The 20,020-nt window shown below is 70.8% G+C and carries 14 protein-coding genes; 6 read left to right on the forward strand and 8 right to left on the reverse strand.

Annotated features, from left to right (window positions below; translation table 11 throughout):
• Window positions 1-7 precede the first annotated feature (7 nt).
• Window positions 8-1,825: a cytochrome C gene (locus NR798_RS05460; RefSeq protein ID WP_375770348.1), complete on the reverse strand. Its 1,818-nt coding sequence runs from the start codon at window positions 1,823-1,825 to the stop codon at window positions 8-10.
• Window positions 1,826-2,125: 300 nt separating this feature from the next.
• Window positions 2,126-3,103 (reverse strand): sensor histidine kinase, encoded by a 978-nt coding sequence (locus NR798_RS05465; RefSeq protein ID WP_375770349.1) that lies wholly within the window; start codon window positions 3,101-3,103, stop codon window positions 2,126-2,128.
• 234 nt (window positions 3,104-3,337) lie between these two features.
• Here NR798_RS05465 and NR798_RS05470 point away from each other — a divergent pair, with 234 nt between their 5' ends.
• The gene (locus NR798_RS05470; RefSeq protein ID WP_375770350.1) at window positions 3,338-6,376 is read left to right on the forward strand and encodes a helicase-related protein; all 3,039 of its coding nucleotides are present in this window, start codon (window positions 3,338-3,340) and stop codon (window positions 6,374-6,376) included.
• 302 nt (window positions 6,377-6,678) lie between these two features.
• Window positions 6,679-8,196: a PAS domain S-box protein gene (locus NR798_RS05475; protein WP_375770351.1), complete on the forward strand. Its 1,518-nt coding sequence runs from the start codon at window positions 6,679-6,681 to the stop codon at window positions 8,194-8,196.
• Window positions 8,197-8,199: 3 nt separating this feature from the next.
• Here the strand turns inward: NR798_RS05475 and NR798_RS05480 are convergent, their stop codons facing one another.
• Genes NR798_RS05480 through NR798_RS05490 form a run of 3 tightly spaced genes read right to left on the reverse strand, consistent with a single transcriptional unit; the run spans window position 8,200 to window position 9,826 of the window.
• A complete protein-coding gene (locus tag NR798_RS05480; RefSeq protein ID WP_375770352.1) occupies window positions 8,200-8,772 on the reverse strand; it encodes a hypothetical protein in 573 nt (190 codons plus the stop codon).
• A gap of 3 nt (window positions 8,773-8,775) precedes the next feature.
• The gene (locus NR798_RS05485; RefSeq protein ID WP_375770353.1) at window positions 8,776-9,540 is read right to left on the reverse strand and encodes a hypothetical protein; all 765 of its coding nucleotides are present in this window, start codon (window positions 9,538-9,540) and stop codon (window positions 8,776-8,778) included.
• Between the two features lie 43 nt (window positions 9,541-9,583).
• On the reverse strand, window positions 9,584-9,826 hold the full coding sequence (locus NR798_RS05490; protein WP_375770354.1) for a hypothetical protein: 243 nt from the start codon (window positions 9,824-9,826) through the stop codon (window positions 9,584-9,586).
• Between the two features lie 177 nt (window positions 9,827-10,003).
• Here NR798_RS05490 and NR798_RS05495 point away from each other — a divergent pair, with 177 nt between their 5' ends.
• Complete coding sequence (locus tag NR798_RS05495) at window positions 10,004-10,648, forward strand: hypothetical protein (protein ID WP_375770355.1); 645 nt, start codon at window positions 10,004-10,006, stop codon at window positions 10,646-10,648.
• Between the two features lie 12 nt (window positions 10,649-10,660).
• Here the strand turns inward: NR798_RS05495 and NR798_RS05500 are convergent, their stop codons facing one another.
• Window positions 10,661-12,424 carry an ABC transporter ATP-binding protein gene (locus NR798_RS05500; RefSeq protein ID WP_375770356.1) on the reverse strand — a complete coding sequence of 588 codons (1,764 nt, stop codon included), beginning with the start codon at window positions 12,422-12,424 and terminating at the stop codon, window positions 10,661-10,663.
• Window positions 12,425-12,563: 139 nt separating this feature from the next.
• Between NR798_RS05500 and NR798_RS05505 the strand changes: the two genes are divergently transcribed.
• Window positions 12,564-13,007 (forward strand): hypothetical protein, encoded by a 444-nt coding sequence (locus NR798_RS05505; RefSeq protein WP_043390796.1) that lies wholly within the window; start codon window positions 12,564-12,566, stop codon window positions 13,005-13,007.
• Between the two features lie 155 nt (window positions 13,008-13,162).
• A complete protein-coding gene (gene dnaJ / locus NR798_RS05510; protein ID WP_375770357.1) occupies window positions 13,163-14,290 on the forward strand; it encodes a molecular chaperone DnaJ in 1,128 nt (375 codons plus the stop codon).
• A 133-nt stretch (window positions 14,291-14,423) separates the two neighbouring features.
• Here the strand turns inward: dnaJ and NR798_RS05515 are convergent, their stop codons facing one another.
• Window positions 14,424-14,765 carry a hypothetical protein gene (locus NR798_RS05515; RefSeq protein ID WP_375770358.1) on the reverse strand — a complete coding sequence of 114 codons (342 nt, stop codon included), beginning with the start codon at window positions 14,763-14,765 and terminating at the stop codon, window positions 14,424-14,426.
• Between the two features lie 158 nt (window positions 14,766-14,923).
• Window positions 14,924-16,423, reverse strand: a complete 1,500-nt coding sequence (locus tag NR798_RS05520) for a hypothetical protein (RefSeq protein WP_375770359.1) — start codon at window positions 16,421-16,423, stop codon at window positions 14,924-14,926.
• Between the two features lie 353 nt (window positions 16,424-16,776).
• Here NR798_RS05520 and NR798_RS05525 point away from each other — a divergent pair, with 353 nt between their 5' ends.
• Window positions 16,777-19,950 carry a protein kinase gene (locus NR798_RS05525; RefSeq protein WP_375770360.1) on the forward strand — a complete coding sequence of 1,058 codons (3,174 nt, stop codon included), beginning with the start codon at window positions 16,777-16,779 and terminating at the stop codon, window positions 19,948-19,950.
• The last annotated feature ends 70 nt before the right edge of the window (window positions 19,951-20,020 follow it).

Raw genomic sequence — 20,020 nt, forward strand, 5'->3', positions numbered from 1 at the left:
CGCGGCGTTAGAAGCCGCTCCCCGGGTGGGTTTTGTGGCAGGCGCCGGTGCACTGCTGGAAGGACTCGCGCCCGCCGCCGACGTACATGCTCTCGATGGGGCCGAACTTCTCCACGTGCGAGTCCGGGTAGCTCTTGTGGCACGAGAGGCAGGCGGCCTTGCTGGTGCGCTGCGTGCTCTCCTGCGTCAGGTGGCAGCTGGAGCACTGCTCCTTGGGCGCGTCGAAGCGGTCCGAGCGCGAGTGCAGGAAGTGGGTGCGCACCACGATGGGCCCCTCCAGCTCGAAGCCGAGCGGAGCGTGGCAGGCGGCGCACGCGGCGCGGTTGTCATTGCCGTGCAGCACCTGGGAGAACTCGCCGCCCTCGGTGTGGCACGTCTTGCAGGAGCCCGTGGTGAGCTTCGCCTGGGTGCGCTCGGGGCTGCCCACCTGGATTTCAATGGTGCGGCTGGCGGGGACGTCCTCGCCCAGGTAGACGCGGCGGCCCTTCACCGTCACCAGGTAGGTGCCGGGCTCGGCGTTGGCCGGAATCTGGTACGTCCACGAGGTGCTCACCGCCGCGTCCCAGCCGCGCGTCTCCGGGAAGAAGGCGCCGCCGAAGAGCTTGTTGGAGGCCGGGAAGGTCTGGAACTGGGCGTAGACGCCGTCGCGCTCGAACGTGGCGACGGTCTGCACGTCGTCGGGGCCGAGGAACGCGTCCAGGTCCACGATGCTGCGGATGGGCTGGATGCGCTGGGCGGGCCCGATGATCTGCGTCATCAGCATGCGCTCACGGTGCTTGCGGCGGTAGTACGTGGTGGTGGGGTCGATGAAGGCGAAGGCCCGGTAGTACTGGATGCCCGGCTCATTCTGCCCGAAAACCACCTCGTTGTAGGACGGCAGGTTGCCCTCCGGGTGGAGGCGCTTGCCGGCTCCGTCGCGCAACGCCAGCTGGAAGGTGACGGCCGTGCCGGGCGCGTAGGTGCCATCCGCGCGCGCCGGGGTGAGGGCCTTCACGTCGATGCCAAAGCCATACGCGTAGGTGGGCTGGGCCACCTGCTCGACGGGGATGGTGTAGGGGGCGCCGGGGCGCAGCGACCAGCCCAGCTGCAGGGCCCGGGTGTTCGCCGAGAGCGTGAAGGACGTGGCGCCGCTGCGGGCGTTGCGCACCTCGACGAGCGCCTCCTCGGAGAAGCTCTTCGCGCCGGTGCAGTCCGTGCCCGTGCGGCAGTCATAGCCCCACTGGATGGCGCGCAGGCGGCGGATGAAGAAGTCGTCGTTGGCCTTGAGCGTGTCGTCCTTGCCGATGTGCAGGCTGATGGCCCGGCCCGTGGGGCGGCCCTGGGCATCCACCGGCTGCACCGTGAAGACGCTCGGCTGCTCCATCCACTGCGCATCCCGGTAGAAGCGGCGGCGGGTGAAGGTGCCGTCCGGGTTGGGCAGGGGGATGGGCTCCTCGTCGGCCAGCCGCACGCCCTGCCAGGGCAGCTGCGCGAAGTCTCCCGCGCGCCGCAGGCCGTCCACGCCCTCGTCCCGCGAGGCGGTGATGGAGGCGCGCAGATCAATCTGGTTGATGAAGAAGCGCTGCCCCGCCTTCACCTTCAGCGGGATGCCCGTGCCGCCATCCACCTCGAGCGCGAGCCCGACGGGAGCGGGGGCCGGGGCCGGACGCATCTCCGCGGCCTGGGCCAGCTGCTGGGAGAGGCTGAGGGGCGCCGTCTCGGAGGACTCCTGCTCCGCGCAGCCCCCCGCGAGCAGGGCCAGGGCCGCGAACCACATCCCCTTCATCCGGCTGGGGGTGCGGACAGACGACTGCGACGGCACACAAAGTGCTCTCACTCCGCTCATGGCGGCCCCTCCTCTTGTCGGTTGGGTGACGGGCGAAGTCACACCCAGCCCTGGTTCTCGTCACCGGCTCCCGTTCCCTACCTGCCAGGTCGGAGCCGATGCGTCTTCGAGTGCTCCCCTGTCCATCAGGGAACAGCTCGATTTGAGCAACGACAGAATAAAGTGATTCGACCTGGAATTTCAACTTCTATGGGAATTATTCACCTTCCCCTGAAGTCCATTTTTGACGGTTTGGTGTGAGATTCTGTAGGTGACGTGTGCGGTTGGGTGAGAGGACGCGTCGCGTCACCCACACGGCCGTCAAGACGGGGAGTGGGAGGAGGGCAGTTCGACGGTGAAGGTGGCCCCGAGGCCCGGGCGGCTGGAGACGTGGATGGTGCCGCCATGGGCCTGGACGAGCTGATGGACGATGTAGAGGCCGAGCCCGGCGCCGGGCCGTCCGGTGTCACCCAGCCGCTCGAAGCGGCCGAAGAGGCGCTCCTGGGCGTCGGGGGGCAGGCCCACGCCGCTGTCTTTCACGGCGAGGCGGGCCCGGCCTCCCTCGGCGAGCACGTGCACCTCGACGGGCTGGCCCGGGCCGAACTTCAGGGCGTTGCTGAGCAGGTTGGTGGCCACGCGGTCCAGGCGCTGGCGGTCCCACCGGCCGCGCACCGGGCCCTGCGCGTGCACCACCAGCGTGCTGCCCGCGGCGGTGGCTTGATCCAAGAAGCGCTCGGCCACCTCGCGGGTGAGCGCGGCGAGGTCCACCTCCTCCAGGTCCAGGCAGAGCCGGCCCTCGGACAGGCGCGAGACGTCCAACAGATCGTGCACCATCAGGCCCATGCGGCGCGCCTCGCGCTCGACGAGGGCGAGCCCCTCCTGGGCACGAGCATCCTGACGCGTCTGGGCCCGCAGCCGCTGCAGGCGCAGCTGGAGCGCGAGCAGGGGATTGCCCAGGTCATGCGCGGCCACGCCCACCAGCTCGAAGGCCCCCTGCACCTGGGCGCGCAGGCGCTCGTTCTCCCGGGCCAGCGCGTCCGTCCTGGGGTCCGGCGCGTCCGGCTCGGAGGCGTCCGGCTCCTCGGGGCGGAAGGACTGGCGCAGCGTCCAGCCGAGGGCGCACCCCACGGCCAGCCCCACGAAGCCCATCATCATCACCACCAGCCGCAGCCTGCCCGCCTCCTCGCCCCGCGTGGGCAGGGGCCCCGGAGCCAGCAGCAGGTAGCCCACCAGGAGCAGGGTGAAGGCGAACAGGTTCACGCCCGCGCGCAGCGCGGTCGTCGGATGACGCGGCAGCATGTGGCTCTCCCCCCCAGCGGCCCCGGACTCCAGGCGCGCAGGTGCGAGCCACCTTGCCTGGAGCGGGGGGGGCGAGAAATCGCCCCGGTGGGCAGGGGGCTGTCGAATGGGTGACAGCCGCATCGCCCCGGAGTACGAGGCCGGTCCTGAATTCGAGGGGTTCGCGGGATGGCCGAGGGGGCGGGCCGGGGTTATGAGCGAACCCCCTTTCACTTCGAGGGTCCGTTTCCGACCATGTCCTTCGTACCTGGCAACAAGGTCCGCTATCTCCCCCAGCCCGAGTGGGGCGTGGGGCATCTCCTGGAGCTGCAGGATGAGGGCGCCAAGGCGCTCGTCCTCTTCCCCGCCCGCACGGGCGAGCCGGTGCTGGTGTCCACCAAGGGCGGCGCCCTGGTGCACTACGCGCTGACGAAGGGGGAGCCCGTGCAGACGGCCAAGGGCCGGCGCGCCACCGTGCTGGGCGAGGAGGAGGGCGGCCGGGGCCTGCGCCGCTACGTCCTCCGCTACACCGACACGGGCGAGGAGGACGAGATGCCCGAGTCCGAGGTGCACGCGCTCGCGCCGCGCTCGGATCTGCTCTCCACGCTGCGCGAGGGGCGGGTGGGGGACTCGCGCGCCTTCGCGCTGCGCAAGCAGGCGCTGGTGATGGACGACGAGCGGCGGTGTGACGCGCTGGGCGCGTTGCTGGCCAGCCGGGTGATGGTGAAGCCGCACCAGGTGGGCGTGGTGCAGCGCGTGCTGAGCGCGCGCCGGCCGCGCTTCGTGCTCGCCGACGAGGTGGGCCTGGGCAAGACGATCGAGGCGGGCATGGTGTTCAGCGCCCTGCGCCTGTCGGGCCTGGCCCGGCGCGTGCTGGTGGTGGCGCCCAGCCACCTCACCGTGCAATGGCTGGTGGAGCTCTTCCACAAGTTCAACCAGCTCTTCACGTTGATGGACTCGGAGCGCTACGCGCAGTCGCTCAAGGAGATGCCCACGGTGTCGCCGTGGGCGCGCTTCCCCCTGGTGGTGACGAGCCTGGAGATGCTGGCGCGTGGCGAGGAGCACCGCCGGGCGGTGGCGGGCGAGGACGCCTTCTGGGACCTGGTCATCATCGACGAGGCGCACCACCTCAAGGGCGAGAAGGCCTTCGAGGCGGCCGAGGCGCTGGCGGGCAACAGCTGGGGCCTGCTGCTGCTGACGGCCACGCCCATGCAGCTGGACCCGGCCGAGTACCACGGGCTGCTGACGCTCATCGACGCGTCCACGGCGCCCACGGTGAAGGGCTTCGAGCAGCGGCTGGCGCGGCAGGAGGAGCTGAGCGCGGCGGTGCGCGGGCTGCTGGAGGGCAAGGACGCGGCGGGGGCGGTGAAGGCCCTGGCGGCGCGCTTCCCGGACGACGCGAAGCTGAAGACGCTCAAGGAGCGCGACGCGCTGATGCAGCACCTGGCGGAGACGTACAGCCTGTCGGACCGGCTGGTGCGCAACCGGCGCGCGGTGGTGGGCGGCTTCTCCACGCGGCGCCTGCACCGGCACCCGGTGAAGCTGTCGGCCGAGGAGCTGAAGACGCGCGATGCGGCCCTGGCGGCGCTGGCGGAGAGCAACCTGCGCGGCGCGCCGCTGGGCAACCTGCTGCGCCGGCTGGAGTCGAGCCCCACGGCCTTCGGCGAGGCGCTGCGCGGCAACAAGGCGCTGGCGGGGGTGGCGGGGAGCCTGAAGCTGCCCTCGCGCGACGCGAAGTTCGGCGCCTTCCTGGAGGTGCTGCGCGGCCGCATCTGGAGCGCGGAGCCCCACGCGAAGGTGCTCGTCTTCACGGAGAGCCGCGACACGCTGGAGGCACTGCGCGCGGAGCTGGGGCGCGAGGGCGTGGAGGCGCTCGCCTACCATGGAGACCTGCCCATGGTGGAGCGGGACCGGCAGGTGGCGCGCTTCCGCGACCCGGAGGGCCCCAAGGTGCTGCTGTGCACGGAGGTGGGCGGCGAGGGCCGCAACTTCCAGTTCGCGCACCACCTGGTTCACTACGACTTGCCGTGGAGCCCGTCCACGGTGGAGCAGCGCATTGGCCGCCTGGACCGCATCGGGCAGAACCACCCGGTGGAGATCCACGTGTTCGATCCGGCGGGGACGCTGGCGTCGGACGTGCTGATGCTGCTGGCGGACGCGGTGGGCGTGTTCGGCGAGACGGTGGGCGGCCTGGACGCGGTGCTGGAGGAGGTGGAGGAGCGGCTCACGGAGATGGCGCTGCTGCCGCGCGAGTCGCGGGTGGCGTACGCCTCGGAGCTGAAGGAGCGGGTGGAGAAGGCGCGGGCGCAGGTGAAGCGCGCGTATGACCCGCTGTTGGACATCCGCTCGTTCGACAAGGACGCGGTGGCGCGGCTGGTGACGCGGGCGCAGGAGCGCATCGGCGTGGAGGCCGACGACGAGGAGGAGCAGAGCCTCGAGGAGGGCCTGTGGAGCGTGGCGCGCGACCTCGATGAGAAGCTCGAGGAGACGGTGACGGAGCTGGCGAAGCGGGTGGGCATCGGGGTGGACACGGACGAGCAGGTGGATGCCTTCCAGTGCGCGTTCCATTTCGGCCACGCGCTGAAGGTGGAGGGCCTGCCCGGAATCGACATCAACGAGGACCGGACGGTGCTGGGCACCTTCTGGCGCGACACGGCGGTGGAAGCGGAGGAGCTGGAGTACTTCGCCACGGGCCACCCGATTGTCGAGGCGCTGTTCGGCTTCCTGAGGGACGGGCCGTACGGGCGCAGCGGGGCGCGCTTCATCGAGAAGCGGGGGCCGCTGAAGGCCAAGGGCGTGGAGCTGCTCTACCACGTGCAGATGCCGGAGCCGGAGGACACGTCCCCAGGCGCGCGGGTGCCGAGCCGGCAGATCGCCCGCTTCCTGGAGCGCACGCTGGTGCACGTGGCGGTGGTGGAGGGCCCCACGGGCCCGAAGGCCGACACGACGGTGCTGCCGGCGCTGGAGGCCGAGGGCAAGGGGCTGAAGGGCGACGAGTGGCTGCGCGTCTTCCCGGGCTTTGGTGCCTTCGTGGACGAGGGCATCCCGGTGGCGCAGAAGGCGGCCGAGGCGGAGATGGCGAAGCTGCAGACGCGGGCGCGCAAGGCCATCGAAGCCGAGCGCGACGGGGTGCTGGAGCGCATGCGGCTGTCGCTGACGCACCAGGGGCTGGAGGCGGAGGCGGTGGAGGCGCAGGTGTCGGCCGAGCGCTCGCACTACGAGCGGCTGCTGACGGCGCTGGCGGGCGCGAAGGTGGTGCTCGACTCGGCCTGCGGCTTCGTCATCAACCGGTGAGCCCGGTTCTCATTTCCCGGGCAACACGGCCGTGCACACCGTGCGCTCGTCTGCCCGCCAGGCCGCGAGTCACGCGGAAGAGATTCGTGCGCGTGGACGTATCTGTTGGGACATAAACGAGCATCAACGATACAGGTTCACGCGGGCCGCCGCGGCGGTACACCTTTCGAGGACCGCACCATGCACGGACCTGACCCACTGCGTTACGACACCTTGGACCCGCGCACCCACCCCCGTGGCAATGGCTTGCCGAACTCTTCCCGCACTGGCGCGAGCGCCAGGCGCTGAGCCGGGGAGACGACATGTTCGAACAGAAATCGCAGGCGGTCCTGGAGCTGGTGGATGCCCGGGACGATCAATCCCGGCGCCTCATCGACAGCCTCTACGACTACGCCATCTTCATGCTCGACATCTCGGGGCGGGTGAGGAGCTGGAACAGCGGCGCGGAGCGCATCAAGGGCTACACCCGGGAGGAGGTCCTCGGGAGGCACTTCTCCCTCTTCTACCCGCCCGAGGACATCGGCACGGGCAAGTGCGAGCGGGAGCTGCGGGTCGCGGAGTCGGAGGGCCGTTTCGAGGAGGAGGGCTGGCGCGTCCGCAAGAACGGCGATCGCTTCTGGGCCAACGTGATCCTCACGCCGATGCGTGACGCCAAGGGCCGGCTGGTCGGGTTCGCGAAGGTGACGAGGGATCTCACCGAGCGCCGCAAGGCCGAGGAGCAGCTGCGGCAGAGCGAGGAGCGCTTCCGGCTGATGGTCACGAGCGTGAAGGACTACGCCATGTTCATGGTGGGGCCCCAGGGGCGCGTGGAGAGCTGGAACGCGGGGGCCCAGCGCATCAAGGGCTACGAGGCCAGGGAGATCATCGGCCAGCCCATCACGCGCTTCTACCCGGAGGAGGCGGTGGCCCAGGGCAAGCCGTGGGATCTGCTGCGCGAGGCGGCGGCGTCGGGACACGTCGAGGACGAGGGCTGGCGCGTGCGCAAGGACGGGTCGCTCTTCTGGGCGGACGTGGTCATCACCGCCGTGCGCGATGAGAGCGGGCAGCTGCGGGGCTTCGCCAAGGTGACGAGGGATCTCACCGAGCGCAAGCGGTCGGAGCAGGAGCGCCTGCGGCTCGCCCAGGCCCAGGAGTCCGTCCGGCTGCGCGACGAGTTCCTCGCCATCGCCTCGCACGAGCTGAAGACGCCGCTCACGGCGCTCCAGCTCCAGCTCCAGAGTCTGCAGCTGCGCGTGGACTCGCTCGAGTCCGGGGTGTCCGCGAAGCTCGCGCGCGCGGTCCACAGCACCGAGCGGCTGGCGGGCCTCATCGAGACGCTGCTCGACGTCTCCCGGCTGAGCACCGGCCAGCTCACGCTCAAGCCGGAACAGATGGAGCTGCTCGCCACGGTGAAGGACGTGACCGGGCGGCTGCAGGAGGCGGCCGCCCAGGCGGACTGTCCGGTCCTGGTCCGGGAAGGGTCTCCCGTCGAGGGGACGTGGGATCGCCTCCGCATCGAGCAGGTCATCTCCAACCTGCTGTCCAACGCGTTCAAATACGCGGCGGGAAGTCCCGTCGAGCTCTCGGTGACGCGGGAGGGCGCGGAGGCGGTGCTCGTCATCCACGACCAGGGGCCCGGCATCCCGGAGAAGGACATGGCCCGGTTGTTCAACCGGTTCGAGCGCGCCGCGCCCATGAAGCACTACGGCGGGCTGGGCCTGGGGCTGTACGTGACGCGGGAGATCGTCCAGGCGCACGGCGGGAGCATCTCGGTGGACAACCCGCCGGAAGGCGGCGCCCGCTTCACGGTGCGCCTGCCCACGAGCGCCTCGGACGCGTGAGGCTCAGACGCGCAGCTTCTCGCGCAGCGCCTTGGCGCGGCCCTGCGTGTCCGGGTCCGAGCTGGTCAGCTCGATGCCCTTGAGCCGCTGATCCAGGCTCTTGGGCAGCTTCGCCTTCACCAGCTTGCCCCCGGCCTCCATCTCCTCCAGCTTGCCCAGCGCCTTGTCGGCGATCCGCTCGCGCGGGTGGCCCAGCAGGCTGTCGAGGAAGTACGGGTCCTCGGGCAGCTCGGGGTACTTCTCCAGGTAGTCCAGCACGCCCTGGGCCCAGGCCCGCGGATCCTCGGCGGACTCCATCAGCTTCTGCATGGCCTGCTTCTGCGCCTTGCGCTTGCCCTCGGGGTCGAAGGTCTTCGCCAGGCCCTCGGGCAGCTCGCCGCCCGTGAAGAGCGCGTCCGCGGCCGCCTTGTACTTCTGGTAGGACGCGCTGCGCTCGATGCGCTGCTGCGCCGGATCATCCTGCCGCGAGCTGGGGCCCCGGCCCTTGCCGCGCGAAGCGTCGATCTCCCGCCAGCTCTTCGTCCGTTTGCCGGAGAAGCCCCCGCCGCCCCGATCGTCGTCCTTGTCACGTGCCATTCTTCACTTTCCCTTCCGAGCACCCCACAGCGCCGCCAGTCCGCGCTTCACCAGGGTGCGAGCCGTCGCCAACTCCTCGGGTGACAGGGGGTGCTCCTCGTCCTGCTCCGCCTCGAACAGCGCCTCGTCCGCGTACGCGGTCAGGGCCGTGGGCACTGGCGAAGTCTCCATGCCCGGTGTCTCCAGTGCCGCGGGAGACACGCTCGCCAGTCCCTGCGGCCAACCAAGCTCCAGCATGGCGTGCAGCTCGAAGAGCAGGTGACGGGCAACACCGTATCCTTCGTCCGACAGCCCCGCCGCGTCAAGCACACCCAGCAGCGCGTCCTGCTTGTTTTCGAACGCATGGTGCAGGCGGGTGCGCGCCTTTTCGTCGTCTTCCAGATAACGCCACGCCCCCTCCACGAATGCCGTGTCTGGCTCGCCCGGGGCGAAGGGCCGGGGGGCCTCCGTCTTCTGCTTCTTGGGCCGGGGCGGACGCGGCCCGTCCTCCAGCCGCACCTGCTTGCCTTCCTGCACCAGGTCCCACAACCCCAGCAGGTTCTGGAAGAGGCGGCGGGCCAGCTCCGGAGACTCGAAGCGCGGCTCCTGCCCGAAGAGGCTGGGAATGACCTCCTGCGAGGGGCGTCCCTCGGCGTGGGCCTGGCGCATGTGCGCGAGCACCGTGAGGCTGTCATGCGAAGTGCCCGCGAGCTCCAGCAGCCCGTCGAGCACCTGCGCGCCCTCGAAGTGGCGCACGAAATCCATCTGTTTGGAACGGGAGCGACTCATGAGGTGCACACCGTAGCGCCCGGACGGCGGAGAGGCACGCGCCTCAATGCGGGGTGGGCTCCCACTCGCCCATCAGATCGTCCTGGTGCTGCTTGGGGTTGGTGGGCCATTCGTAGTCCTCGGGCATGTGGCCTCCGCCCTGCTCGGCCGTGCCAATCCAGCTCACGTCGGGGAAGCGTGAATCGGGACGGGGGTAGTGGGGCTCCGGCTCGTCCGTCACCTCGGTGCGGTTGGGGGGCACCACGAAGGGGGCCTCGATGGGACTGTCGGGGTAGATGATCGCCATGTGCCGGCTCCTCCAGTCCAACCATGGGGATGACCTCACCCGGAGGCCCGGCCCGTCCCGGGGAGACCGGCCAGGGGACCAGCGGCATGCCCGACCCGTCCTGTCCTGGACGAGACCCGCTCCCCGCCTTTGCGCCTTCCGTTTCCTGCCTTCCGACCCTAGGCTCACGCCCCGTCCATGAGCGATCTGTCAACGGAGAGATTGAAGGCCGCGGTGCTGGCGCTGTACCAGGCACGCCCGGTGGAAGGACCTCCCGGTGACGACGGCCAGCGCTCCGTCTGGCACCTGTCTACCCAGGGGGCGGAGCTGCTCTCCTTCGTGGACCCCGAGGGCCGCGTGCAGCGCCAGGAGCTTACGCTGCTGGACGAGCACTGCGTGTGGTCCAGCGGCGTGGGCCTGCGCACCGGGCGCGTGGAGCAGGACGGCGCCGCGCGCACCGAGACGAGCGTCGTCCACCCGGACGCCGAGCCCGTCCCCGCCCGGCTGTTGCGCGCCGCGCTCGCCCTCGAGCACTACCAGGGCGAGGACCGGTACATCCAACACATCCAGCGCGTGCTGGCGCTCGCGCGCCAGGGCCTCGTGCTCGCCGGAGGCGCTGGAGCCTCCGCGCCCGCGCCTTCCGCGCCTCCGGCGTCTACCACCGCCGCGCCCGTGTCCACGCCGCGGGGGGCGCCGCCCGCCGCTCCGTCCCCGCTGCCATTGCAGGTCCCCTCGGTCGACCCCGTCATGCTCCGCAGGCAGAAGACGGAGGGCCTGACCATGCTCATCGTGCTCGGACTGGGCCTGCTGTTCAGCGTGTGGCTGCTGTACTGGCTGCTCTGAGGCGCCTGCACCTCAAGCGGCGACGGCACCCTCGCCGAGCAGCTGGGCGTAGCGGCCACCCCGGGCGGACAGCTCCGCGTGCGTGCCCGCCTCCACCACCCGGCCCGCATCCAGCACGACGATGAGGTCCGCGTCGCGCACCGTGGACAGGCGGTGCGCGATGACGAGCACCGTGCGCCCCTTCATCAGCGCCGCCAGGCCCGCGCCCACCGCCGCCTCGCTCTGCGCATCCAGCGCGCTGGTGGGCTCGTCCAGCAGCAGCACCGAGGGCCGGCGCAGGAAGGCCCGCGCCAGGGCGAGCCGCTGCCGCTGTCCACCCGACAGCCGCGCCCCGCGCTCTCCCACCGGCTCGTCCAGGCCGCCCGGCAGCGCCCCCACGAAGTCCTCCGCGTGCGCCAGCCGCAGCGCCTCCCACACTTCCTCGTCGGTGGCCTCGGGCCGCCCCAGCAACAGGTTGTGCCGCACGCTGCCCGAGAAGAGCACCGGCTCCTGCGGCACCCATGCCAGCTGCGCGCGCACGCTGGAGGGCTTGAGCCCGGACAGCGCCGCGCCGTCCCACCGCACCGTGCCGCAGCTCGGGGGCATGAAGCCCAGCAGCACGGAGAAGAGCGTCGTCTTGCCCGCGCCCGAGGCCCCCACCAGCGCCACCCGTGCTCCCGCCGGCACCGTCAGGTCCACCCCCCGCAGCGCCTCGCGGCCGTCCGGGTAGGTGGCGCGCACGCCCTCGAGCGTCAACGCCTGGGTGAGGGGCCCGGCCTCCGCTCCCTCGTCCGGCGGCATGGGCTCGTCCGCCACCGCGAAGAGGCGCTCGGCGGCCACCAGCCCGATGAGCACCTGCGAGAGCGTGCCGCTGAGCGACTTCACCGGCTGATAGAGCAGCAGCACCGCGGCCAGGAAGGACAGCAGCCGCCCGGAGAGCGACGGGTCCACCGAGATGGCGCGCGCGCCCCAGGCCACCGCCAGCGCCACGCCGACAATCCCCATCACCTCCACCGTGGGGCTGTAGGCCCCGCGCAGGAAGAGCGAGCGGCGCATCTGCCCGAGGTAGCGCTCCGACTCGGCCTCGAAGGACTCCAGCGCCCGGGGCGAGCCCCCGTAGGCCTGCACCACCGGCAGCGCCTGGAGCTGCTCCGCGGTGAGCGCCGTGAGGGCACCCAGGCTCGTCTGCGAGCGGTTGGCCACCTTCTTCAGCGAGCGGGCGAAGCTGCGCACCGGCAGCACCGTGAGCGGCATCACCACGAAGGTGATGAGGAAGAGCTTCGCGTCGATGAGCAGACACGTGACGAGCAGCGCCACCATCTGCAGCCCGTCCCTCACATAGGAGGACAGGGCCTGCGTGACGGAGAACTCCACCAGCGGCACGTCCGCGGTGAAGCGGGTGAGCAGCTCACCGGAGTGCCGCCGCTCGAAGAAGGCCGGAGGCTGGGCGAGCAGCCGGGCGTAGAGGAAGGCCCGCAGGTCCGCCATCACCCGCTGCCCCAGCCGCTGCATCCACCCGCCCTGGAGGAAGCCGGCCGTGGCCTTCAGCGCGGCCAGGGCCACCACCAGCACGGGCAGCACTCCGAGCAGTTGCTCGCCCGGCAGCGTGAATCCCGCCAGCACCACGGGTGTTCCCGTTAGGACAGCGTGTAACAGCGGCCCCACCAGCCAGGCGTACCCTGAGGTGGCGGCGGCGGCGGCTAGAGAGGCGCTCACACCGCACAGCAGCAGCCTCCGGTAGGGACGGAGGTAGCCCAACAGGCGGCGATAGACGTGCGGTGAAGGACGGGGGGCCACGGCGGAGCGCGCACTCTCGCACCGTCAAGCCTCCCGGGCAAAGCCTCGTGGCCGCCCGTCTGCCCTGCTGCCGGGTACCCGGTCCATGTGGGACCTTTCATTGCCCCTGCGGGAAGCGGCGGACAGCTTTTCGCTAGCCATGGACAACACCAACACTGGGAAAGAGGCGCTGTTCAGTCCGGGCTGTGAGCCGGTGGTCGAGGATGAAGAGCGCCGCCGGCTTTTGTGGCTGATGGCGGAGTACTTCCGAACCATCGGCTGCACGGACCTCAAAGCCCGGCTGCCCGGCTTCATGCCACCGCCCATTCTTTCGGGCACCATCGAGGACCACCGGCCAGACTTCACATGCCGTCAGTCCGACTCGGCTCGCACCCCCATCATCCTGGAGATCGTCACTCCGGGCATGGTGGAGGACCCCACCACGGAGAACCGCTGGAGCCTCTTGTCCAGCGCGGCCAAGCTCTACAACGCGGAGCTGCACTTCGTGGTCCCCAAGTGGGCTTCCAGGGGCGCGGTCGACCCGGTGCTCAAACGGCGGCTCGCTCGCATGGAGCTGACGGCCAACCGGGTCTGGACGGTCTGAGCCCTCGTTGAGCCCTGCTGTTTCGAGCGTTCATTCCGATGCGCCCGCCCCCCTGTCGGGGCGGGCGCGGATTGCCGGACCTCTCGCCTGCGTTATAGTGATTTCGAAGACTACGCGAGCGTAGAAAGTCCAATAAATCCAGGGGTTTGAACGCAATGCCAGCGGCTGCGGGCCAGAAACGCGACTACTACGAGGTACTGGGGGTCCAGAAGAACGTCTCGGGGCAGGAGCTCAAGAGCGCGTTCCGCAAGGTCGCCTTGCAGTACCACCCGGACCGGAACCCCGGGAACAAGGATGCCGAGGACAAGTTCAAGGAGGCCTCGGAAGCCTATGAGGTGCTGAGCGATCCCGAGCGCCGGGCCCGGTACGACCGGTTCGGCCATGCGGGCGTGGGTGGCGCGGCCGGGGGAGATCCGTTCGGCGGGTTCCAGGGCGTCAACATCAACGACATCTTCGGGGAGATCTTCGGAGACATCTTCGGGGGACGCGGGGGCCGCGGCCGGGTGAGCAACCGCGGCGCGGACCTGCGCTTCAACCTGGAGATTTCGTTCGAGGAGGCGGCGTTCGGCTGTCGGCCGAAGGTGCCGATTCCGCGCCCGAAGAAGTGCGACACGTGCAGCGGCTCGGGAAGCAAGAGCGGCTCGGCGCCCAAGGCGTGCGGGACGTGCGGCGGCACGGGCGAGCTGCGCTTCACCCAGGGTTTCTTCGCGGTGAGCCGGCCGTGCACCGACTGTGGCGGCACGGGCGCGGTGGTGCCGGATCCGTGCGGCAAGTGCCGGGGCTCGGGCAAGGTGCCCTCCGAGGAGGTCATCGAGGTCAACATCCCCGCAGGCGTGGACAACGGCACGCGGGTGCGGCTGGGCGGCCTGGGCGAGCCGGGTGACCGGGGCGGGCCTCCGGGCGACCTCTACGTGACGGTCATCGTCCGCGAGCACTCGCTCTTCCAGCGCGAGGATTACGACGTCTTCTGCGAGGTGCCCATCTCCTTCACGCAGGCGGCGCTGGGCGCGAAGATCGACGTGCCCACGCTGGACGGGAAGGTGAAGATGACCATCCCCGAGGGCACGCAGTCGGGCAAGGTGTTCCGGCTCAAGGGCAAGGGCATTCCGCACCTGCACAGCGGCCAGCGCGGAGACCAGCACGTGCGAGTGGTGGTGGAGACGCCCACCGGGCTGACGCAGAAGCAGCGCGAGCTGCTCGAGAAGTTCGCCGACTCCAGCGGGGAAGACGTGCACCCGCAGTCGAAGAACTTCTTCGAGAAGGTGCGCGAGCTGTTCGGCTGAGCTGAACAACAACCCCTCTCCCTCTGGGAGAGGACGGGGTGGGGGTGCCGCGGACCACGGAGTCCGGGCACCCTCTTGCTTCAAGAGGGGGCCATGTCACGAGGAGCGCCGCGTGGGCTGGACCCCTTCTGCCTCAGGAACAAGGCGAAGTGGAATACGAACCCACGATGCAGGGCGCCGAGCACAGCTTGCTGTATGCGGCACTGCAAGTATTGCTGCCGTTGAAGCAAGCGGCCGTGACGTTCCAATACTGGTACGTCGACGTTGGCGAGTCAAAGTTCAAGACGCATTTCCATCCGCAGTTGCCCCCCTGGCTTTGCGCGTAGCAGCCGCAGGTCGATTCGCAGTGCATGTTCTCTGCGCCGTCGATCTGCTGCCGCGTGGTCTGGAGTTCGCTCTGCTCTTCGGACTCGACAGTGCCACCGCACGCGGTCAAGGTGATTGAAGCAGCCAGCAAAACAAACATCTTCTTCATGGTTTTCCCCTCCTCCTCGATACTGGCCGCTTGTACGAGATCAGGTTTCATACGGTCAAGTACTGCTCCCTCGACACAGCCATGCCGGAGTGAAGGAGCGGCCGATTTTTCTCGCTGGAGCTCAGGCCCTGCTCTTCGCTGCTGTCTTCAGCCGTGTCCTAACGCACGGTGATGACTTCCGAGAGGGCCTGCGAGCCCGTGAGGGGAATGGGGATGCGCACTGCCTGCTGGAGGATGTCCCTGCCCGGCGTGGTGTTCGCGTCGAAGACAAAGACATACGTGCCGCCCGGGGACAGCAGCCCCGGAGGCAGCCGCACCCGTGTGTCCGTTGTCCGCACGGAGCCCACGAAGCGGCTCACCGTCGCGGAGCCCTGCGCTGAGAGTTGGTGGATGAAGACGGTGTAGTTGCAGCGCGTGCCCGGCGGGACGTCGGGCGCCGTCCAGCTCAGCTCGGGCGTGGGGGTGGTGAGGGTAACGGGTTGCCATGCGTCCATGCCCTCGATGCGCGGCTGCCGCACCGGACCGAACGCGGGGGCAATCGGCTTCGAGAGGAACTCGGGAAGCGTGTCCGTGGAGGACAGGACCCCGGAGAGCGTGGCCGGGCTCTTCGTCCCCGGCAGCTGGTAGGCCACCTGGTAGCGGGACTCCGTGAGGCCGATGGGGCTCCAGCTCGCGGGGTAGGGATTGGCGTAGGTGAGCGTGGTGCGCAGCGCGTCCACGGCGGGCGGCTCGAGCAGCTCGACGAGCCGGGGCACGAGGCTCAGGTAGCCGTAGGAGCGCGGCGTGGGCAGGACGTCGAAGACGAGCAACTGCCCGGCCACGGTGGCGCGCGGATTCACGGCGGTGGCCAGGTTCCTGTACGCGGCGAGCTCCCAGTGGAGGGACGTCGTGAGCGCGGGGGGCTCGGTCATGGTGCCGGAGAGCTTCTGCGTCTCCCCGGGCCGCGTCTGGAACGCCGGAGCCTCGAAGGCGCGGCTGACGGAGCGGTAGGCCACCGCCTCGCCACTGCCCTCGAGCGGGGCGGTGCGGCTGCTGAGCTGGGTGAGCAGGACGCGATCTCCCAGGCCCGGATCGATGAGCGGCTGGCCGGCGCGGACCGAATAGGTGAAGGCGCCCGAGGTGGCCTTGCTGGCGGCGGAGGGCGTGAGCCGGTAGCGCGCCACGTTGACGTTGGCGGAGAAGAGGGTGATGCCGTCCGTGCTCTCGTAGGGGTGGAGGTTGCCGAGCTCGAAGATCACCGTCGCGCCGCCAGCGCCCGCGGGCAGGGTCGCCGCCCCGGGCCGGCCGTAGGTCCCCGAGGAGAGCTCCACCTCCCGTGCATCCGTCACCACGAAGACGGTGGGCTCGATGCTCAGGTAGTACGGGCCTGCGGGGACGTGGGGAATGACGAAGGTGCCGTCCGCCCTGCCCACGCCCTCGTAGGTGACGAAGGCGCCGCCCTCCAGCACGAGCGCCCTGGGTGGAGTGGCCGACACATCCACCGGGACGCGCTCCTCTCCGGCACTCGTCAGGTAGAGCAGGGCCCGCTGTCCGGTGACGCCGGGCAGCACCCCCGCATCCGTGCCGGGCTCCGGGCCCGCGTCGGGCGCGGACGGCGCCGCGGACCGGCAGGCGGCCGTCCCCACGGTGAGCGCCAGGCATGCCAGCAGAGAAGCCAAGGTCCGGCTCGCGCGCATCATCCACCCCCTGTCACCGAGCGACGTGGAGGTAGTGCTCGCCGGGGCGGATGACGAGAGCCGCTCGGCGTGGGCGCGAATTTTCTGATCCAACCGGACACGGGCGCTTCGGAGTGGAGGCGCATGTGCCGCCACCTGCGCCCGTGCCGCAGAGGGCCCCACCGGCCCTGGAGGCCAGGGCGGCTGACCACCCGTGAACGCCCCGGGGGCGCGGTGCGTCACCCGAGTGCCGCCGGGTGGACGTTCATCACGTCCCGAGGCGAAGGGGGCTCACCAACCCGCCCCCCCGTGCCCATACCGAGCACGCAACCAAGGGAGATGGGGGAGGTGCCGGCATGGCCACATACCGACTCATCCGCAAGCTGGCAGCAGGCGGCATGGCGGAGGTGTTCCTGGCCAAGGTGGTCGGGGCCGAGGGCTTCGAGAAGCCGGTCGCGGTGAAGCGAATCCTTCCGTCGCTGGCGCAGGACCGGGAGTTCGTGGAGCTGTTCCTGCGCGAGGCGAAGCTGACGGTCTGTCTGCAGCACGCCAACGTGGTGCAGGTGTTCGATCTGGGCTCCATCAACGGCCAGTACTACATGGTGATGGAGTTCGTGGACGGGGAGAACCTGCGCGCGGTGCAGCGCGGCGCGGCGGGCAACCAGGTGCCGCTGGGCATGCGCGAGGTGTGCTTCATCGTCCAGCAGGTGACCGAGGGCCTGGCGTACGCGCATGGGCGCTCGGACGCCGTGGGCCGGCCGCTCAACATCATCCACCGGGACGTCAACCCGTCCAACGTGATGGTGGCCAGCAGCGGCGAGGTGAAGCTGGCGGACTTCGGCATCGCCAAGGCGGCCAACGCGCAGAATGGCACCCAGGCGGGCGTGGTGAAGGGCAAGGCGGGCTACCTCGCGCCGGAGCAGGTGAAGGGCGCGGAGGTGGATCAGCGCGCGGACCTCTTCCTCATCGGCCTGATGCTGTACGAGCTGCTGGCGGGCAAGCAGCTCTTCAGCGGGCCGGACTACTTCCTCACGCTGCGCAACATCGCCCAGTTCGATGTGAAGAGCCTCGCGCCGGTGCCGGGCGTGCCGCCGGCACTCTGGAGCATCGTCACCCGGGCGCTGGCACCGGAGCCGTCCGCGCGCTTCCAGCGGGCACGGGACATCTCGGACGCGCTGCAGAACTTCCTCTTCGATCACCGGCTGCGCGTGGGCCCGCAGGACGTGGCGGCGCTCTTCTCGCGCTGCTTCCCCGAGCGCCGCTCGCCACTGGAGGGTGCCACCGAGGTACGGGGCGAGGAGATCCGCCTGGGCTCCGACGCGGGGCTGCAGCGCCCGCCGACGCTCACCTCGGTGCGCTCGCGCCCGCCCTTCCCGGGTGGGCCTCGTCCGGGCACGGGCTCGATTCCCGTGACGCGGGCCGTGACGGATCCAGGCCGGTTGACGCCGCCGCCTCCGCCGCCCGAGGCGCGCGCGGGTACCTCCCTCACCATGCAGGTGCCTGCGCAGCCCGGCACCCGGAACACCTCCCTCACCATGCCGGTGGGTCCTCCGGCCGGTGCGCGCACGGGGACGCAGCCTGGCCTCAACACCTCTCTCTCCCTGCAGACGCAGACGCGTGTGATGCGCCCGGCGCGCCGCAAGCTGGGGGAGATGCTGGTGGCCTCCGGCAGGCTGTCGGAGACGCAGCTCAAGGGCGCGCTGGAGCGGCAGAAGCGCACCGGTGGACGCATCGGCGAGCTGCTCGTCGCCGAGGGCATCGTCTCCGAGGAGGACGTGGTCCGTGCCCTGAGCGAGCAGGGAGGCATCTCGTTCGTCTCGGACAAGGTGCTGCGCACCATGCCGGTGCCCAAGGCGCTGCTGGCGCTGCTGCCGCTGGAGAAGGCCGAGCGGCTCGAGGCGGTGCCCGTGGCCCAGCAGTCCAAGGAGCTGGTGTGCGCCATGCGCGAGCCACGCGACCTGGCCCGCCTGGACGAGCTGAAGTTCATCACCGGCTGCCCCGTGCGGGGCATCTACGCCACCGAGGGCGCCATCCGCCGCGCCATCGGCCGCTTCTACCGCGGGGATGACCCGGACCAGATGGACGATTGGTCCAACATGATGCCGCTGGCGGGCTCGGAGTCGGACAAGGGGGTCACCCCCTACGCCGACAAGCACACCCGCACGCGCGAGCGCCTGCTGGACGAGTCCGCCTTCGAGGAGATTTCGGCGGCACCCACGCCGCCGCCCGCCTCACCGCCGCCGGTGCTCGAGCCCACGCCCGTGCCCGCGCCGCCGGTGCTGCGCGCGACGCCCGCGCCGGCCTCGCTGGCGCGCACCATGCTGGTGGTGTCGGACGACGCGGAGCTGCGCGAGGCGGCGGTGCGGCTGCTCACGCGTCAGGGCGTGGCGGCCTCGGGCAGCAGCGCGGCGGACGTGGAGAAGGCCATGGCCCTGGGCGGCACCGAGGTGGCGCTGGTGGCCGCGGACACGGTGCAGGACGCGCCCGCGGTGGTGGCGCGGTTGATGACGGTGGCGCCCTCCATGGAGGTGCGCGTGCTGCCCTCGCTGGCCGAGGCGCTCGGGGGCGAGGCGGGTCCGTTGAGCCGCGCGGCGCGGTTGCATGCACGCGTGGTGGACGCGGCGCTCGCGGCGCTCGGTGGGGTGGGCGTGCAGGGCGCGGCACTGGCCAAGCTGGCCCGGCGCGTGGCCCGGCGGCTCGGCGCGGGGCGTGCGGAGGCCGAGCGTGCTTCCGCGGTGGCCTATGCGCTGGCGCTCGCGGCCTTCCAGGAGTCGGGCTCGGGCGAGCGCTTCACCCGGCCGTCGTGTGAGTCGATGCGCGCCATCCTCGGCCGGGACGCGGGCGAGCTGGCCGGGCTCATCGGGGCGTGCACCCGGGACGCGGCGCCGCTGACGGAGAAGGCGGACAAGGCCACGCAGGCCCTGGCCGCGGCGGTGTCACTGCTGGAGGTCGCGGGCACGGCGATGCTGGGGGCTGCCGCCGCGTCGCAGTCGCTCGTCAAGCTGCGCGCCGAGGGGCGGTTGCCCGCGGCGGCCCTGGAGGCGCTCTCCGCCGAGGTGATGGAGTTGGTGCTGGGCGACAGTGCCTCGCACACGGTGGTGCTCGCCGAGCCCAACGTGGCGCGGGCCTCGGCGCTCCAGGCGCGCTTCCTCGCGGACGGGGTGCGGGTGGTGCTCGCCGACTCCGCGGCACGGGCGCGCGTGCTGCTGTCACAGGGCAGCCAGGCGCTCGTGGTGGCCTCGCGGTTGCCGGATGGGGACGGGGCCGAGCTCACGCGCTCGTTGCGCTCCGCGGCGGAGACGGCCTCGCTGCCCATCTTCGTGCTGGCACCCCCGGAGGACCCGGGACTGGTGGAGGCCGGGCTGGATGCGGGCGCGGACGACGTCCTCACGTATCCGGTCAACCCGGAGGTGCTGGTGGCCAAGCTGCGGCGTGCGTTGCAGCCGCGCAGGGCGACGGTGACTCCGACTCCGGCTCCGGCACCCGTGCCGGCGGCGATGGCTGGGGTCTCCGCTTCCGCGAGCGCCTGAGCCACGAGCCTCGAACCGGGGCTGCCTCCCGGGCGCGCTCTTCACGAACTTGTCCAACAGTTGGACAACT

It is taken from the genome of Archangium gephyra, from assembly GCF_042230915.1.
Taxonomy (GTDB): Bacteria; Myxococcota; Myxococcia; order Myxococcales; family Myxococcaceae; genus Archangium; species Archangium gephyra_B.

Excerpts from the sequence above, each read along its gene's own strand:
- NR798_RS05470 (WP_375770350.1), top strand. The coding sequence starts at position 3,338 with ATGTCCTTCGTACCTGGCAACAAGGTCCGCTATCTCCCCCAGCCCGAG.
- NR798_RS05515 (WP_375770358.1), bottom strand. The coding sequence starts at position 14,765 with ATGAAGAAGATGTTTGTTTTGCTGGCTGCTTCAATCACCTTGACCGCG.
- NR798_RS05460 (WP_375770348.1), bottom strand. The coding sequence starts at position 1,825 with ATGAGCGGAGTGAGAGCACTTTGTGTGCCGTCGCAGTCGTCTGTCCGC.
- NR798_RS05485 (WP_375770353.1), bottom strand. The coding sequence starts at position 9,540 with ATGAGTCGCTCCCGTTCCAAACAGATGGATTTCGTGCGCCACTTCGAG.
- NR798_RS05480 (WP_375770352.1), bottom strand. The coding sequence starts at position 8,772 with ATGGCACGTGACAAGGACGACGATCGGGGCGGCGGGGGCTTCTCCGGC.
- NR798_RS05465 (WP_375770349.1), bottom strand. The coding sequence starts at position 3,103 with ATGCTGCCGCGTCATCCGACGACCGCGCTGCGCGCGGGCGTGAACCTG.
- NR798_RS05490 (WP_375770354.1), bottom strand. The coding sequence starts at position 9,826 with ATGGCGATCATCTACCCCGACAGTCCCATCGAGGCCCCCTTCGTGGTG.
- NR798_RS05495 (WP_375770355.1), top strand. The coding sequence starts at position 10,004 with ATGAGCGATCTGTCAACGGAGAGATTGAAGGCCGCGGTGCTGGCGCTG.
- NR798_RS05505 (WP_043390796.1), top strand. The coding sequence starts at position 12,564 with ATGGACAACACCAACACTGGGAAAGAGGCGCTGTTCAGTCCGGGCTGT.
- NR798_RS05525 (WP_375770360.1), top strand. The coding sequence starts at position 16,777 with ATGGCCACATACCGACTCATCCGCAAGCTGGCAGCAGGCGGCATGGCG.
- NR798_RS05475 (WP_375770351.1), top strand. The coding sequence starts at position 6,679 with ATGTTCGAACAGAAATCGCAGGCGGTCCTGGAGCTGGTGGATGCCCGG.
- dnaJ (WP_375770357.1), top strand. The coding sequence starts at position 13,163 with ATGCCAGCGGCTGCGGGCCAGAAACGCGACTACTACGAGGTACTGGGG.